Genomic DNA, 16433 nt, shown 5'->3' on the forward strand with positions numbered 1-16433 from the left:
CAAACGCGGGGACGGAAAACCTGCTGCCGGCGCCCGGAACCTGGCTACCAGAACCGCAGACTGTTGGTGGCCGGTAACAAACTGTGTTCTACGGTCTTCAGATACGGAAGCTTGGGCACGACCGACGGCTCACGTTTCCCCGCCCTCACACTGGCCGGCGCCTGTTGCGACTCAGCCAGGCTTTGGCTGGTCTCGATCGTCCCTTTCAGCACATTGGCCTCAAGCGCCGTGTTGAGGCCGTAGTAGGCGTACGATAAGCCGCGCGCTGCGCCTTCTGTATGAATCGACCCGGTCATGAAACTGTAAACGTTGCCAATCCATCCCGACCTCGCCCACCGGGGCAGAGGCTGCTCAGCGATTTCAACGGGGGCCTTCAGGTAGTTCCACCCCTGCCTCGCCGCACCACGCAGGCCCTGGCGCGCCAACCACTGCGCAGCAGGTTCCAAGGTATTGTATTTGAAGCGCCCCAGAACCCCGAGGTTGCGAGGGCCACTAAGCGCCCCCAGCCCACCATAGTGGGGCGCGGGACCCAGGCCATTGGGGCCATGTAGTGCTGCCCTCTGCATGCGCATATTTCTGATGCCGTGCTGTGCCCAGGCTTTGGCCCTGCCCCAAACGGCTTTGGCACCGCGCCCAACGGTTTTGGCGGCGCTCCACAGAGCCTTGCCGACCGATTTGACCATCTTGCCCAGATACAGCAGCCCTTTGAGACCCGTCTTGAAGATCCCGGCAAAGCCCAAACAGCTCGCTACGCCTGTAACGACCGAGGCGATACTCAGCCCCTTGGCCACTCCAGAGGCACCTAATTTACTCGCCAGTAGCGCCCCCGCCTCGAAAGCGAACGACGCCACGCTCAGCGTAACTACGCTGACTGTCAACCACAGCGACTGACCTGCGGTCGCTACGGCCAGAGCGATACCTATCGCGGCTACCGCCAGAGAAAACACCAGGCCGCGATAATCACTACCGACCTTCATCTTCTCGGTGTCCTGAAGCGCCTTGTCGTAAGCTTCCAACTGGTGATGCTGCCCCCAGCGGCTAAGCATGATCCCGCCACTGGGGTCGTGCTGGTTAACCGGGTCCGGGCAGTGCTGGTAGTCATTTAACCCGCCCTCACCGTGCGGGCTGAGCCAGTCCGGCTGGGCATAACGGCGCAGCGGCGGGTGATACGTGCGGTAGCTTCCGGCGTGATAGTGCCCGGTCACGGGGTCGCGGCGCATGCCGTTGTAGCCACTGACCAGCCCCTCCAGCCCCGCGCCCTCGCCAAACGGTAGCAGCGGTGCCAGTTCCAGGGCGCCGGCCTTGACTTGCCCGGCAACCCCCACCTGCGGGTCGTCGATCAGCCAGCGCACCTCGTTGCCCTCGTACTGGGCCAGCCCGCTGGACAGGCTGATGGTGCTGCTGACCTTGTTGCCCTTGTCATAGTGGATCTCGCCGATCAGTTCTTCGCCGTCGTAGCGCAGCTCACGGGTGCTTCCGTCGCACTTGAGGTACTGCGCCGCCAGGCGCTGGCTGCCATCGTACTCGTAGCGGGTCAGTAGATTGCCGGTGCTGTCGAACACCTTCTCGGTCTGGCCGGCAGCGTTATAGCCGTAGCGCTGTTGCCCAACGATCTCGGTCAGGTAACCGTTGGTGTTCCAGGCCAATGGGCATGGGTCCTTGCCGTCACTGATCTCGGTCAGCCGGGTTGGATCGCTGGCAGTCCCATAGGTCAGTTCCTCGGTCCGCACCTGGTCATCGAAGCCGGTGGTGATGCAGCGGGTCAGGTTGCTCAGGGCGTCCCAGCTATATTCCTGAACCTTGACCGCCCTACCCTGTGCATCCCGTGGGCAATGCTCGGCTGCGGTCGCCTCGCACTCATACCGCTGCAGACGGTCGAGCGTATCGTAGGCAAAGCTTTCGACGCGTATCTGCTGACCTTTCTGGTAACTCGTCTTGCTGGCCAGGCGGCCGTCGCCTTGCCACTTCAGGCACTGCTTGAAGCACTCGCTGCCGTTGTACAGGAAACGCCGGGTGACTTCCTGACCAAAGCCGTCATGCTCACTGAGCACCTGCCACGTGCCACCGACCTTGAGAGCCTGGGCTTGGCGTGACTGCAGACGGCCCAGTGCGTCGTAGCGGTACACGACCTCCTCGTGGTCTTGGCAGGTACGCAGCACACGGCCCTGCGCGTCGTTGAACACCCGCTGCCAGTGGCCGTCAGCGCGCAGCGAGGCCAGCGGCCGGCCACGCAGGCTAAGCCAGCGATAACCTTGGCGCTTGGCGCGTGGTGAGGTTTGCTCGACCGATTGCCGGCCCGGCAGGCGGGTGCTACCCACAACCTGCTCCCAGCCCCGCTTCATCGGGTCATCGCTGGCGTGGGATGCCTGGGTCTGCGTGCCGTTGTTCTGGGTGAAGCTGGCGAGGGTCTGTTCGTTCGCCTTGAAGGTCTGGCCCTCGGCATTTCGAACGACGCGAAGCCGGGTCTTGTCGGGCAGGGTCACGGTGTCGTCTGTAAAGCCGTACACACGGCTACCGACCGTGCGCGAAGTCAAGGTGCTGTCGTGTTCCACCTTCTGGGTCGACACAACCTTGTCGCCCACTTTGAGCTCCGTGGCATGGTTGCTCAGCCCGTGGTAGCTGTACTCGACCTTCGTATTGTCGGGGCGGGTAACCTTGCGCACCCGCCCCACGGCATCGCGCTCCAGTCCATACGAACGGGTTTGCTTGCCCAGGGTACGGTCATAACCGATCATTTCACCTGAGTTGTCGAAGCGTTTGCACACTTTCAACCGGGCCTGACCGTCACCATCGACCAGATCCTCCACCTGCTCGAAGGTACCATCCTTGCGGTAGTGGTAATTGATCGTCCGTTGGTAAAGGCGTTGTTCGTCGAGGCCTTCTTCGATGCTGTACTGGCTCGAAATGTCCTGCGTCGCAAACGGCTCGAACACCGAGGCATCGGCCGCCGCGCCTTCTGCGCTGTCCGCCTGCTCACTTTGCTGGGTTTGCAGCAGGCTGCGCATGGCTTGCCGATCCAGGCCTCCTTGCTCATTGACCCACGCTTGCGGCCCTACGGCCGACGGCGCCGGGGTCATGTCCACCACGACCTGCCCGCCCGGCAGGTAGTCCCATTCGCAACTGGCCAGCAGCTTCGACCCATCCAGCCCTTGCAGACTGTATTGCGCGAGGGGCACGAAGTGCGTTGTGCCGTTTCTGCGCCACTCGTGCCGCCAGGCCCGTTGCACACCGTCCAGATAACTGCGGCTGATGTCCTTGTTCGCGTGGGTATGGGTTGCCAGCTTGCCGTCAGCCGAATATTCGGTGGAGGTCTGCTCATCGGGCTTCTGCTCATCGCCCCTGCTCAGGTACACGCCCTTGCTGTCTTTCTCGAGTGTGTAGCACGTCTGTTGAGTCACCCGTCCCATTGCATCGTACTGCCAGTGTACCTCCTTGCCTTGTTCAACCTGCTCCAGAAGGCGCCGAGCATGGCGCGAGCGCAGTTGCTTGCGCAGTTCCTGGGGACCTGCCTGGGTGGTGGTTTTGATAAGGACAATGATGCCGTCATAGTTGGGGTTGTCCATGCTTTCCTGGTGGTTGCTCAGTTTGAACACGCATTCGAGCGGGCCGGAAAAATCGTGAGTGATCTGGACATCTTGCTCCGACCACTTCCTGACCTTGCTGTCTGCGCCGCCCATACGGGTAGGCGCGGTAGCCTTGGTGCTGCGTTGACGCCACAGCAGCTTGGCAGAGGCGTCGGCCATGGCCCAGCCAGCACTGGCGTCGAGTTGGTTGCCCTTGATGTCGCCCTTGACCCCTTCGACCGTCAATACCTCGGCCAACTCCAATAGCTGGCGACTACCTCGCGTCACTTCGCGGTAACCGAACAAGCGCAAGCCCTGGGGTTTACCGAAGGGGTCACACTGGTATTCCGCCATGACGGGCGCCGAGGCATGCCGGGGGATAGCCGGGCAGCTCAGGGCCGGCAAACTTTCAAGCCCTTTGATGCCCTTCAGTTGAGCGAGCTGGCCGGGCTCGGCCAGCGTGAACGGGTTGTCCCCCGCCATATTGTAGTAACAACGATACAGCGTGTGCTCACCGCCAACGTGCCTGTACAGCTCGTTGCCGTCCAAGTCCTCGACGTGCTTCGCCAACTCCACCGCGCGCCCCAGCGCATCACGCTCGGCAGGCGTGTAGCTGGCCAACAGACGCGTGATGCACGCGGCCAGTTTCGGGCGGTCGGCCTTGTGGGATTTATCGATGATCCACTCCAGCAGATCCACCTGGTGCGGCACCAGCGCTGCCCCCTCCTTCACATTGATCTCACCGCCTGTGGCGCCCGTTCCGAGGGCGTACAGCAGTTCAGCGAACTCATCGCCTGCGCCGGTGTAGCGGTAGGCCTTGGTCTCTCTGTATCGGTCCTTTTTCCGCTGGTTCTTGCGTGTGCAGAAGTTGAGCCAATGGCCTTGCGCCGAAGCCACCCCACGCAACAGTTCGAAACGGTTGATGCTACCGTTGTGCTTGACGTTGCCGTGAACCAGCATGTGTTGCTGCCGGGCACTGTGCGGGCCGCTTTCGTACTCGACGCTGACTACGAGCTGCTTGGTATCCAGGAAACTTCCATCGTAGCAATAAGTCGCCAGCTGATTCTCTTGCCCATCGCCAGGCACCAGGGCGTGCAGTGCCACCCGTGGCAGGTCTCGGCGTGTTTCGCCCACCTGATACTTGACGCACTCGACCGACCCGTCAAGCTCACGCAAACCGCACAGCACCCGATCCAGGCATGGGTCGTCGGCATAGTCACAGGTGACCTGTTGCAGTACGTGACGCTCAACGTTACCGCCAACACCCGCTCGCCGTTCGCTGCGCGCTATCGTGCGTAGCAGGTAGTCCTTGAGTTCCAGCTCGACCTCGTAACCCTCCGTCTTGCTGTGTGGCCAAACCTGCATTTTCACCTGCGCAGTCTTCTCCCGCGGTGTGGTGTACTCAGCCTTGAACAGCGGCTCATTCCCACTCTTCACCTCCAACAACATGACCTGGCCCTCTTGGCGCAGCCATTCCAACGTCAGGGATTCGCCATCGCGCGACTCGATCGTCGACGGCACCAGCAGCACGAAGGGCCGCTGGTACTCGGCAATGAGCTTTTTCAGTTGGATGATGTTGTCATCAGCGTGCCACTTGGCAACGGCTTCGTCGTAATCCAGCTTCGTAGCCCAGGAATAAAGTCTGGGCATGACTATCGTGGCTACCCATTGCTGCCAGTTCTCCGGCACCGTAGGAAAGTCTGGCTTGGATTTATCCCTGATCGCGATCAACGCTTTCAGGACCTTCTCGTGGAGTTCCTTGTTCGGCTCCTCTTCGTCACCGTCCGCGGCTGCAGGTTTTTTCAGGACTTCTTGACGCCCGCTTGGCAGGTCGAGGGTGAACTCGCTGTAGTCCTGGTTGCTGCGCACCACGCAGGAGGCCAACTTGATCGCCTCGCCCTTGCCCAGCTGGGTCCATTGCGCGTCGGTGAACGTGAACTGGGCACCGTCGGCCAGCGTCAGCAACCGACTGCGCACTTCCACACTGGAAAAGCGCCAGGCCCAGCCATCCCCCAGCCCTGCTTCGTTGGCCCGCAGCGCCGAATAGTGCAGGGTCAGGTCGACCGCCGGCCCCTGGCATAGCAAGCCCTGCAGGCTGGCCACCGGGTAATGGCCGTGGAACAACCCGGTGCGCGGATCCACCCCGGCTTCGCCGTGGCCCGTGGTGTCGAACAGTTCGGAGCGGTGGGTGTAGCCGTAGTCCTCGCAGAGGAAGCTGATTTCATCGTTCTGCTTGAGCGATTCAGGCGGGGTGAAGCGGACAGGCTTGGGGGCGTGCCAGAACTGGTTGTATTGCAAGGCGCCGATATGCCCCACGGTCAGGGCGTCGTTGCCGCGCTCGGACTCGGGGCAGTCCAGGTAGAGGTCATACTCTTGGTTAGTCAGCGGGCCTTGCCAGGTGATGGTGTCGCCGGTGACCGATACGGGCCATACCGCAGGGGCCTCCTTTTGGACTTCTGCAATCGCATGGACGAGCTTAACGGCGGCGGCGGCGGCGACGACGCCGGCGGCGACGGCGGCGGCGGCGGCGGCGGCGGCGGCGGCGGCGGCGGCGGCGGCGGCGGCGGCGGTGGCGGCGTGGGCGGCGGTGGCGGCGGCGTAGGCGGCGTAGGCGGCGTAGGCGTCGTCGTTGGCGGAGACTGTGGCGTAGGCAACGGCGGCGGCGGCGGCATCGGCGGTGGCGTCGGCGTAGGCGTCGGCGGCCTCGGCGGCGGCGTAGGCGGCCTCGTCGGCATCGGCGTTGTAGGCGGCGTTGTAGGCGTCGGCGGCGGCTTTGTTGGCGGCTCTGTTGGCGGCGGCGTAGGCGTCTTGGTAGGCGACGACGGCGGCGTAGGCGGCGTCGGCGGCATCGGCGGCATCGGCGTCGTCGGCATCGGCGTTGTAGGCGGCGTTGTAGGCGTCGGCGGCGGCTTTGTAGGCGTCGGCGGCGGCTTTGTTGGCGGCGGCGTAGGCGTCTTGGTAGGCGGCGACGGCGGCGACTGCGACGGCCTTATTGGCGGCCTTGTAGGCGGCCTTGTAGGCGGCGGCGTAGGCGGCCTTGTAGGCGGTAGCGTCGCTGTCGGTTTTGGTGGCGGCGGCGGCCGCGGTGGCGATACAGACGACAGAATCGACGAGTTCGGTGCCTCCCAGGACGGCTCCAGTGCCTATGACGACCAAGCTCCTGGCACTGACGAAATTCTCAACATCGTCGGTGAAGTCGGGGGTGGCTTTAACGACGGCAGCAGCAGCGGCAACTGCCGTTAACGTACCGGCTTCGGCGAACGAGAAGGCGACAGGAAAACCTGCCTTGACAGTCGCCTCCACATAGCTGTTGTAAGCCTCTCTGAGCTGTCTGGCCGCTGCCTGCCTCGGCACACACGCCATCACCCGGTAGCCTTTATCGCGTGCCGCCTTGTCCAGGCGAAACGCCAGCTCTGCCTCGAGCGAGCTGATGGTGACCCTCGTCGGGCCCCCGGTGGGCTCGACGGTGAACGTCACCGGATCAACGGCCTTCTCCTGTGGCCATTCGTCGGCGCTCAGCAGTTCCAGCCGATAGTCCTCAGAGGCCCACTGTTCGCCATCACCCACATTCTCCAGCGCGACCACGAGTTCGGCGTGGCCCAACAGCCACAGCTGCCTGCCGTCCTTGACATACAGCTCTGGCCACTGCTGCGCTTCGATGAAGCGGGCCAGTGCCTGTAACCAGCTTTGTTCGTCGCTGGGCACCGCAGCGCAGGCCTGGGGCCTGAACAGCGCGTGGTGCAACAACGCCTGGTTACCGGGATGACGCACCGTCACCAGCACGGCATCCTCCGGCGTTTCGAAGGCTGACGCCAGCAGCGGGCCTTCGGCGTCGTAGTCATCGCCCGGCAACCTGGCGAAAATGCGCAGGCCGTCGCCGCGCTGTTCGAGCATCGCCGTGGTGGTGTCGACGCGCAGGTAAGGCGCCACCTTCGACGTGGCCAGCGCCGCGGCCCAGGCCCTCAACCATTTGCCGCCGGCGCGCTGGGTGCTGCCCGGGGTCCATGCGTGGTGGCCGAGCAGGCGCTGGGAGAACGTATCGTAGACCCAGGCATGCAGCACGCCACCGTCAGGCAGCGCCTGCGTGCCATCGAGCATACGGCTGGCCCACCAGTTCACCTCGGTTATCGTCACGCACAACTCGGCACACTGCGGCCCCCAGAACGCGTTGTTCCGCTCACCCGGCGTGACCGTGCAGTCTGCGCCCTTGACCCCGGCCCGCAGCAGGTGGCTGTCACGGTTTACCTGCTCGCACAGGGCCTTGCTCCAGCCGCTATCGGCCGTGGCGGTAAACAGATGCTGTTCGTGCAGAGCCTGGGTTTTAAGGTCGCGCACCTGCAGGCTCAGGGTCTTGCCGCTGCCCAGCGAGAAGCCATCGTCGCAGGCCAGCACCTGGACCAGATTGCTGTCGAACGGCGCGGTGCTGAACGCCCGATAGTCGGTTTGGCACCACAAGCGCGGTTCTTTGTGATCGCTGGAAAACGCATTGCTGGCGCCCCAACCACCGGCGGTGATGGGCTGGCCGGCCGCCGCAATTTGCTTGGCGAAGTCTTCGAGCCACTGTGCCTTGCCCAGCTTCCCGGCCTTTGCGATGTAGTCGATACGGGTCAGCTCGCCAGTACGGCGGTGCACCCGGCAAGCGCTGATGGTTTCACCCACAACCAAGTCGCGGTCGGCCTTGATCGGGCACAGGCTGTACCAGCCCCCCTCGGCACTGCCCACCCGCTCGAGGCCGAAGCCCCGCATGTCGGGCAGGCTACCGTCGGGTAGGTTGCTGATCAGGTAGGGCACCGCGAAGGTTGGGTTGCTGTCGTTAGCGGATCTGGAAATGCTATCGGACATGACTCAAAGCTCCATGCTGATCAGGACCATGGCGTCAGTCTTGACGGATCCTCTCAACAATTTCTACTGACAAAAATGCTAGGTGCCCCCACTCAATCAACTGCGATGCGCAAACACTCATTGCCGGATTGAATGCAGCGTGCCTGCCACTCGTGCGCCGAAGATCGAGCCTGTTGCGGACGGCGGTGAGGCATCGTCCAGACCATCCAGAATACGGCTACGACAGGGTGCTGCTGATCGCTCTACTGGTCGTGGCCGGGATGTTCATCGGCGTTTGCTACCACGCCTAGACCCGCCATTTCGAGATCCATACCGGCCAGGCCAGTTCGGCCTGACGCTCGCCTTCGGCGCCATAGTGACGACGACCAGGTGCCTGGCGATTGTCTTGCAGTGCGCTTGAGATCGAGCGCCGCGCGCGCGGCGCTCGGCCTCGGAGGCGCTGCAACGCTGACGCCGAACACCTCGAACCCGCTGGCACCACGGGTGTGGCTACCGGCGCCTGCAAGGGTTTACCGCCATACCCGGGCAATCCGCTGATGGCCGGTCGCGCCGTCCTCTTGCGAAAAGTTTGGAATACCATAATATGATATCCCGTACACCTTGATGACTGCCGGCCACACCTACACTTCAGAAACGGCCACGCATCACCCGTTTGTAGCTGCTCCCCGAACACATTTGGCGGGCGACAGAAGCCCGCCTCGAATAACAAAAGCAACGAGGGCGTAACCATGCTGTTGAGCAAACGAGTAACCGCAGTGCTGGCTGCCAGCCTGCTGACGTTGGCCTGCCAGGCCACCCAGGCGGCCGACAGCCTGAACTTCGTCAGCTGGGGCGGCAGCACCCAGGACGCGCAGAAACAGGCGTGGGCCGAGCCCTTCTCCAAGGCCACCGACATCAAGGTCATGCAGGACGGCCCCACCGACTATGGCAAGCTCAAGGCCATGGTCGAGAGCGGCAACGTGCAATGGGATGTGGTCGACGTGGAAGCCGACTTCGCCCTGCGCGCCGCCAGCGAAGGCCTGCTCGAACCCCTCGACTTCACTGCCATCCAGCGCGAGCGCATCGACCCGCGCTTCGTCTCCGACCACGGTGTCGGCTCGTTCTTCTTCTCCTTCGTGCTGGGTTACAACGAAGGCAAGCTTGGCACGAACAAGCCAGTGGACTGGGCCGCGCTGTTCGACACCAAGACCTACCCCGGCAAGCGCGCCCTGTACAAATGGCCGAGCCCCGGCGTGCTGGAGCTGGCCCTGCTGGCCGACGGCGTGCCGGCCGACAAGCTCTACCCGCTGGACCTGGACCGCGCCTTCAAGAAACTCGACACCATCAAGCAGGACATCGTCTGGTGGGGCGGCGGCGCCCAGTCGCAGCAGTTGCTGGCCTCGGGCGAAGCGTCGCTGGGGCAGTTCTGGAACGGCCGCGTGCATGCCCTGCAACAGGACGGCGCGCCGGTGGGGGTGAGCTGGAAGCAGAACCTGGTCATGGCCGATTTTTTGGTCATCCCCAAGGGCGCGAAGAACAAGGACGCGGCCATGAAGTTCCTGGCCAACGCCAGCAGCGCCAAGGGCCAGGCCGACTTCGCCAACCTCACCGCCTACGCCCCGGTCAACCTCGACAGCGTCAGCCAGCTGGACCCGAAACTGGCCCCCGACCTGCCCACCGCCCATGCCCCGGACCAGGTCACCCTGGACTTCGCCTACTGGGCGAAGAACGGCCAGGCCATCGCCGCCCGCTGGAATGAGTGGCTGGTCAAATGAAAGTCGCCATCAACGCCCTGCACAACGCGCAAGGGGCCCCCAGCGGCACCGGCGCGCCCACGGCGGCCCCGCGCCGCCAGCCGCTGGCTCAGCGCTGGCGCGGCAGCCGCAACCTGCTGCCGGCGCTGCTGTTCCTGGGGCTGTTCTTCTTCGCGCCGCTGATCGGCCTGCTGCTGCGCGGGGTGCTGGAGCCCGTGCCGGGCCTGGGCAACTACCAACAGCTGTTCGCCAACTCGGCCTATGCCCGGGTGCTGTTCAACACCTTCTCGGTGGCCGGCCTGGTCACCCTGATCAGCGTGCTGCTGGGTTTCCCGCTGGCCTGGGCGATCACCCTGGTGCCGCGCGGCTGGGGCCGCTGGCTGCTGAACATCGTGCTGCTGTCGATGTGGACCAGCCTGCTGGCGCGCACCTACTCCTGGCTGGTGCTGCTGCAGGCCTCGGGGGTGATCAACACATTTCTGATGGCGCTGGGCATCATCGATGCGCCGCTGGAGATGGTGCACAACCTCACCGGTGTGGTGATCGGCATGAGCTACATCATGGTGCCGTTCATCGTCCTGCCGCTGCAGGCGACCATGCAAGCCATCGACCCGATGGTGCTGCAGGCCGGCGCCATCTGCGGCGCCAGCCCCTGGACCAACTTCTGGAAGGTGTTCATCCCGCTGTGCCGCTCGGGGTTGTTCTCCGGGGCGCTGATGGTGTTCGTCATGTCGCTGGGTTACTACGTGACCCCGGCGCTGCTGGGTGGCGCGCAGAACATGATGCTGCCGGAGTTCATCGTCCAGCAGGTGCAGTCGTTCCTCAACTGGGGCCTGGCCAGCGCCGCCGCAGCGTTGCTGGTGCTGATCACCCTGGTGCTCTTCTACTTCTACCTGAAGCTGCAACCGGAATCCCCGGTCGGCAACGCGAGGTAAGCCGCCATGCTCCTGACCCCCAACGCCATGGGCCGCCCGCTGCGCACGGGCCTGTACCTGACCACCGGGTTGATCGCGGCGTTCCTGCTGCTGCCGATCCTGTTCATCGTCCTGCTGTCGTTCGGCTCTTCGCAGTGGCTGGTGTTCCCGCCACCGGGCTGGACGCTCAAGTGGTACGGCCAGTTCTTCTCCAACCCCGAGTGGATGGACGCCGCCCTGGCCAGCCTCAAGGTCGCCGTGCTGACCACCCTCGCCGCCGTGGCCCTGGGCCTGCCCACCGCCTTCGCCCTGGTGCGTGGGCGCTTCCCCGGCCGCGAGCTGCTGTACGGGCTGTTCACCCTACCCATGATCGTGCCGCTGGTGATCATCGCCGTGGCGGTGTACGCGCTGTTCCTCAAGCTGGGCTACACCGGCACGCTGGTGGCCTTCGTGGTCAGCCACGTGATCGTCGCCCTGCCGTTCACCATCATCTCGATCATCAACTCGCTCAAGCTGTTCGACCAGTCGATCGAGGACGCCGCGGTGATCTGCGGCGCCTCGCGCCTGCAGGCGATCGTCAAGGTGACCTTCCCGGCCATCCGCCCGGGGATGATCGCCGGCGGCCTGTTCGCCTTCCTGGTGTCCTGGGACGAGGTGGTGCTCAGCGTGATGATGGCCAGCCCCGAACTGCAAACCCTGCCCGTGAAGATGTGGACCACCCTGCGCCAGGACCTGACCCCGGTCATCGCCGTCGCCTCGACGCTGCTGATCGGCCTGTCGGTACTGATCATGGTCATCGCCGCCGCCCTGCGCCGGCGCAACGAAGTCAGCGCCTGAGCGCCCGGAGACAACAACAATGAGTGCAGTGATGAAAGACGATGCGCGCGGCTTGCCCCTGGTCAGCCTGCGCAACCTGAACAAGCACTACGGCGACTTCGCCGCGGTGGACAACATCGACCTGGACATCCAGGACGGTGAATTCCTCACCTTCCTTGGTTCCAGCGGCTCGGGCAAGTCCACCACCCTGTCGATGCTGGCCGGCTTCGAGACCCCGAGCAGCGGCGAGATCCTGGTCCAGGGCCAGTCGCTGGTGAACGTGCCGCCGCACAAGCGCGGCATCGGCATGGTGTTCCAACGCTACTCGCTGTTCCCGCACCTGAACGTGCGCGACAATATCGCCTTCCCCCTGGCCATCCGCAAGCACAGTGCCAGCGAGATCGCCAAGCGCGTGGACGCCATGCTCAAGCTGGTGCAGCTGGAGCCGTTCGCCCACCGCCGCCCGGCCCAGCTCTCCGGTGGCCAGCAGCAGCGCGTGGCGATTGCCCGGGCGCTGGTGTACGAGCCGCGCATCCTGCTGATGGACGAACCGCTCGGGGCGCTGGACAAGAAGCTGCGCGAGGACCTGCAGGACGAGCTGCGCCAGTTGCATCGGCGCCTGGGGATCACCATCGTCTACGTGACCCACGACCAGGAGGAGGCGATGCGCCTGTCGCAGCGCATCGCCATCTTCAGCCATGGGCGGATCGTCGGGCTGGGCACAGGCTACGACCTCTACCAGAACCCGCCCAATGCCTTCGTCGCCTCGTTCCTGGGCAATTCCAACTTCCTGCGGATCAAGGCCAGCGGCAATGGCGCGGGCAGTTTCGAGGAGCAGCCGGTGGCGATCCGCCTGACGCCGGGGCTGGCCAGCGGGCAGGACGCGCAGGTCATGGTGCGGCCGGAGAAAGCCTTGGCGTTGACGCTTGAACAGGCAGCACGCGATGCACTGCCTGGTGGTTGGAACGAGGTGGACGCCCGTGTCGGCGAAGTCTTGTTCCTTGGGGAAAGCCAGACCTGCCACGTAGTGACCCAGGGCGGAACGGCGCTGACGGTCAAGGCGTTGTCCGCCGCCGGCATGCCCATGCAGCCGGGCGACCGGGTCAAGGTGCGCTGGGCGGTGGCCGATGCCTGCATCTACACCGAGCAGTAGCTGAGACCACGCTGTGGGAGCAATTGGGACTCACGGCTTTCCCTGTAGGAGCGGCCTTGTGCCGCGAAAGGGCCGCAAAGCGGCCCCGGCATTTTCTGCACTCTGCTGAAATCCTGGGGCTGCTGCGCAGCCCTTTCGCGGCACAAGGCCGCTCAGGGTCTACGCTCAATCCCGCGCCAAGGCCTCGATCGGGTCCAGCCGCGCCGCGTTCCTCGCCGGCACGAAACCGAACACGATGCCGATCAGCGTCGAGCAGACGAACGCGGTCACGATCGAGCCCAGCGAGAACACCATCTCCCACTGCTTGACGAACAGCGCGAACAGGTAGCCGATCCCGTACGACAGCCCGATCCCGATCACCCCGCCGATCAGGCAGACCATCACCGCCTCCACCAGGAACTGCTGGCGGATATCCGACTGCCGTGCCCCCACCGCCATGCGGATGCCGATCTCGCGGGTACGCTCGGTGACCGACACCAGCATGATGTTCATCACCCCGATGCCCCCCACCACCAGCGAGATCACCGCGATCAGCGACAGCAGCAGGGTCAGCGAGCGGCTGGTCTTCTGCACCGTCTGCATGATGCTGTCGAGGTTGTTGGTGAAGAAGTCCTTGGTACCATGACGCTGCAGCATCAGCTTGTTGACTTCCTCCTCCACCCGCTTGCTCGGCAGGCCGTCCTTGATCCGCACGCTGATGCTGTCCAGGTGGCGCTGGCCGAGCACCCGCCCGGCGGCGGTCTCGTAGGGCATCCACACGTTCAACGAGTTGCCGGCGACGAACAGGTTCTTGTTCTCGGCGGTCACCCCGATCACCGTGCATGGCAGGCTACCGACCAAAATCACCTGCCCCAGCGCCTCGACCCCGGGCGCGAACAGGCGCTTGCGGGTGTTGTGGTCGATCACCACCACCTGCGCCTGGCGCCGGGCGTCGTCGGCGCTGAACACGATGCCCTCGGCCAGTGGGATGTTGCGCACCTGGAAGTACTGCTCGCTGACCCCGTTGAGCTGCACGTCGGCGTCGATGTTGCGGTAGCGCACCAGCGAGCCCTGGCCGATCACCGGGGTGGCGCTGTCGACGTAGTACAGTTCGTTGAGCGCGGTGACGTCCGCCGGCGACAGGGTCTCGATGGCCTTGGCGCGGCTGTCGCCGAAACTCTTGCCCGAGTAGATGTCGATGGTGTTGCTGCCGATCGCCTGGATATCCTTGAGCACATAGCCCTTGGCGCCCTCGCCGATCGCCGAGATCGACACCACCGAAGTGATGCCGATGATGATCCCGAGCATGGTCAGCAAGGTGCGCATGCGGTGCGAAATCAAGGCGATCCAGGCCATCTTGAAGGCCTCGCGGAACAGCCCCAGGCTCGCCACCAGCCGCCGTGGCGCCCGTTCGCTGGCCGGCTGCACCTCTTCAACCGGCTTCGCGGCTTCGCGCACCGTGCACCGGTCGTCGACGATCTGCCCGTCGCTGACTTCGATGATGCGCTCGGCATGGGCGGCCACCTTGGGGTCGTGGGTCACCAGGATCACCGTATGCCCGGCGGCGTGCAGTTCCAGCAGGATGTTCATGACCTCTTTGCCGCTGGCGGTGTCCAGCGCCCCGGTGGGCTCGTCGGCGAGGATCACCTCGCCCCCATTCATCAGCGCCCGGCAGATGCTCACCCGTTGCTGCTGGCCACCGGACAACTGGCTGGGGCGGTTCGCCAGGTGCCCGGCCAGGCCCAGGCGCGACAGCAGTTCGCGAGCCCGTTGGTGGCGCCCGGCCTGGGGCACGCCGGCATACACCGCGGGGATCTCCACATTGCGCAGGGCGTCCAGGTGCGGCAACAGGTGATAGCGCTGGAAGATGAAACCGAAGTGGTCACGCCGCAGCGCGGCCAGGGCGTCGTCGTCCAGGTCGCGGGTTTCCTGGCCATTGACCTGGTAGCTGCCGCTGCTGGCGTTGTCGAGGCAACCGAGGATGTTCATCAGCGTCGACTTGCCCGAGCCCGAGGCGCCGATGATCGCCACCAGCTCGCCGGCACGGATCTGCAGGTCGATATCCTTGAGCGCCAGGAACTCACGGTCGCCGGCCATGAACCGCCGGCTCACGCCCGCCAGGCGCAACAGCGGCTGGCCCTGCTGCGCCGCCCGCGTTCGCTGCGGCGACAATTCGACAGTCATGTTCATGGTCACGCCCCCGACTCACCGGTAACAGGTTCGCCGATCACCACCCGGTCACCTTCGTCCAGGCCCGCCTTGACTTGCACCTTGACGTTGTTGTTGATCCCGGCCTGTACCTTGCGCACCTGGGCGAAACCCTTGGCGTCGAGCACCCGCACCGCGAAGCTGCCGTCCTTGTCGCGCGGGCCCAGCGCCGCCACCGGCACGGTCAACACCCCTTGCGCCGTATCGAGGACGATGCGCACCTGGGCGGTCATCGAGATGCGCAGGCGGTGCTCGGGGTTGGGTACCTCGAACAGTGCGTTGTAGAACACCGCGCCGGGCTTGCGGGACGCGCCGCTGCTCTTGTCGGTGCTCTCCAGGTAGTTCTGCGGCGCGGGCTCGGTGCCGCGCAGCCTGGCGTAGTAACGCTGGTCGTCACCGAGGATGGTGAAGTACACCTGCTGGCCGGGGCTGATGTGGATCACGTCGGCCTCGGACACCTGCGCCTTGATGGTCATGGTGTCCAGGTCAGCGAGCTTGAGCAGCACCGGCGCCATCTGGTTGGCGATCACGGTCTGGCCTTCCTGGGTGACGACCCCCACCACATGGCCATTGATCGGCGCAACGATGCGGGTGTAGCCCAGGTTGACCTTGGCCGTGTCGACCTGCACCTGGGCGCTCTTGATCTGTGCGTCCAGCGACAGCAGGTTGGCCTGCTGCACCTCGTACTCCGACTCGGCGTTGTCGAAATCCTGGCGCGAGATCGATTCGTCCTCCTGCAGCACTTCATAGCGCTCGTAGACCCGCTTGGCCTGCTTGAGCTTGGCTTGGGTCGAGCGGCGTTCGGCCTGCAGCTTCTCCGCGTCCACCTCGGCCTGGCGCAGGGTGTTGCGCAGTACCAGCGGGTCGATCTCGGCCAGCCATTGGCCCTCGGTGACCTTGTCGCCCAGCTTGACCTTCAGTGACTTGAGCTGCCCGGAAACCTGGGCGCCGACATCCACCTGGCGGATGCCTTCCAGGGTACCGGTGGCCAATACCGCGTTCTCGATGTCGCCGCGTTCGACCGTGGCGGTGATGTATTGCGGCGGCTTGGCCGGCGCCTGCACCGCGTACAGCACGATACCGGCGACCAGGGCGGCCGCGGCGCCCAGCGTGATCTTGCGAAACTTCGACTTTTCCATGAGTGCCCACTACTGATCAGAGAGGGGCCGCGCCGCGGCCCTTTCGCGACACAAGGCCGCTCCCACAGACAATCCTTCGCCTGGCT

General features: G+C 64.6%; 7 protein-coding genes and 1 pseudogene. 5 read left to right on the forward strand and 3 right to left on the reverse strand.

Translation table 11 applies throughout. From position 1 onward, the window contains the following. Window positions 1–44 precede the first annotated feature (44 nt). Window positions 45–8405 carry an RHS repeat-associated core domain-containing protein gene (locus tag JYG34_RS14620; protein WP_213657118.1) on the reverse strand — a complete coding sequence of 2787 codons (8361 nt, stop codon included), beginning with the start codon at window positions 8403–8405 and terminating at the stop codon, window positions 45–47. Between the two features lie 189 nt (window positions 8406–8594). On the opposite strand from JYG34_RS14620, the pseudogene JYG34_RS26520 reads away from it, so the two are divergent. From JYG34_RS26520 to JYG34_RS14645, 5 genes and pseudogenes are all read left to right on the forward strand, one after another. Further along, window positions 8595–8805, forward strand: a pseudogene (locus JYG34_RS26520) (DUF2976 domain-containing protein); the annotation flags it as partial. Between the two features lie 328 nt (window positions 8806–9133). Continuing rightward, window positions 9134–10159, forward strand: a complete 1026-nt coding sequence (locus JYG34_RS14630; protein WP_213657119.1) for an ABC transporter substrate-binding protein — start codon at window positions 9134–9136, stop codon at window positions 10157–10159. Next, the gene (locus tag JYG34_RS14635; protein WP_213657120.1) at window positions 10156–11073 is read left to right on the forward strand and encodes an ABC transporter permease; all 918 of its coding nucleotides are present in this window, start codon (window positions 10156–10158) and stop codon (window positions 11071–11073) included. The genes JYG34_RS14630 and JYG34_RS14635 overlap by 4 nt, the downstream gene beginning before the upstream one ends. 6 nt (window positions 11074–11079) lie before the next feature. Beyond that, entirely contained in the window at window positions 11080–11889 is an 810-nt protein-coding gene (locus tag JYG34_RS14640; protein WP_213657121.1) for an ABC transporter permease, read from the forward strand. A gap of 19 nt (window positions 11890–11908) precedes the next feature. Beyond that, window positions 11909–13021, forward strand: a complete 1113-nt coding sequence (locus tag JYG34_RS14645; RefSeq protein WP_213657122.1) for an ABC transporter ATP-binding protein — start codon at window positions 11909–11911, stop codon at window positions 13019–13021. 165 nt (window positions 13022–13186) lie between these two features. On the opposite strand, the gene JYG34_RS14650 is transcribed toward JYG34_RS14645, so the two are convergent. Together JYG34_RS14650 and macA are read right to left on the reverse strand one after the other, a co-directional pair. Further along, window positions 13187–15190 (reverse strand): MacB family efflux pump subunit, encoded by a 2004-nt coding sequence (locus tag JYG34_RS14650; RefSeq protein ID WP_213657123.1) that lies wholly within the window; start codon window positions 15188–15190, stop codon window positions 13187–13189. Window positions 15191–15192: 2 nt separating this feature from the next. Continuing rightward, window positions 15193–16347 carry a macrolide transporter subunit MacA gene (macA, locus tag JYG34_RS14655; protein ID WP_213657124.1) on the reverse strand — a complete coding sequence of 385 codons (1155 nt, stop codon included), beginning with the start codon at window positions 16345–16347 and terminating at the stop codon, window positions 15193–15195. Window positions 16348–16433: the final 86 nt, after the last annotated feature.

The sequence above is a fragment of the Pseudomonas entomophila genome (genome assembly GCF_018417595.1).
Classification (GTDB): domain Bacteria; phylum Pseudomonadota; class Gammaproteobacteria; order Pseudomonadales; family Pseudomonadaceae; genus Aquipseudomonas; species Aquipseudomonas entomophila_C.

Coding starts and splice junctions, on each gene's coding strand:
- JYG34_RS14620 (WP_213657118.1), bottom strand. CDS start 8,405: ATGTCCGATAGCATTTCCAGATCCGCTAACGACAGCAACCCAACCTTC.
- macA (WP_213657124.1), bottom strand. CDS start 16,347: ATGGAAAAGTCGAAGTTTCGCAAGATCACGCTGGGCGCCGCGGCCGCC.
- JYG34_RS14640 (WP_213657121.1), top strand. CDS start 11,080: ATGCTCCTGACCCCCAACGCCATGGGCCGCCCGCTGCGCACGGGCCTG.
- JYG34_RS14630 (WP_213657119.1), top strand. CDS start 9,134: ATGCTGTTGAGCAAACGAGTAACCGCAGTGCTGGCTGCCAGCCTGCTG.
- JYG34_RS14645 (WP_213657122.1), top strand. CDS start 11,909: ATGAGTGCAGTGATGAAAGACGATGCGCGCGGCTTGCCCCTGGTCAGC.
- JYG34_RS14635 (WP_213657120.1), top strand. CDS start 10,156: ATGAAAGTCGCCATCAACGCCCTGCACAACGCGCAAGGGGCCCCCAGC.
- JYG34_RS14650 (WP_213657123.1), bottom strand. CDS start 15,190: ATGAACATGACTGTCGAATTGTCGCCGCAGCGAACGCGGGCGGCGCAG.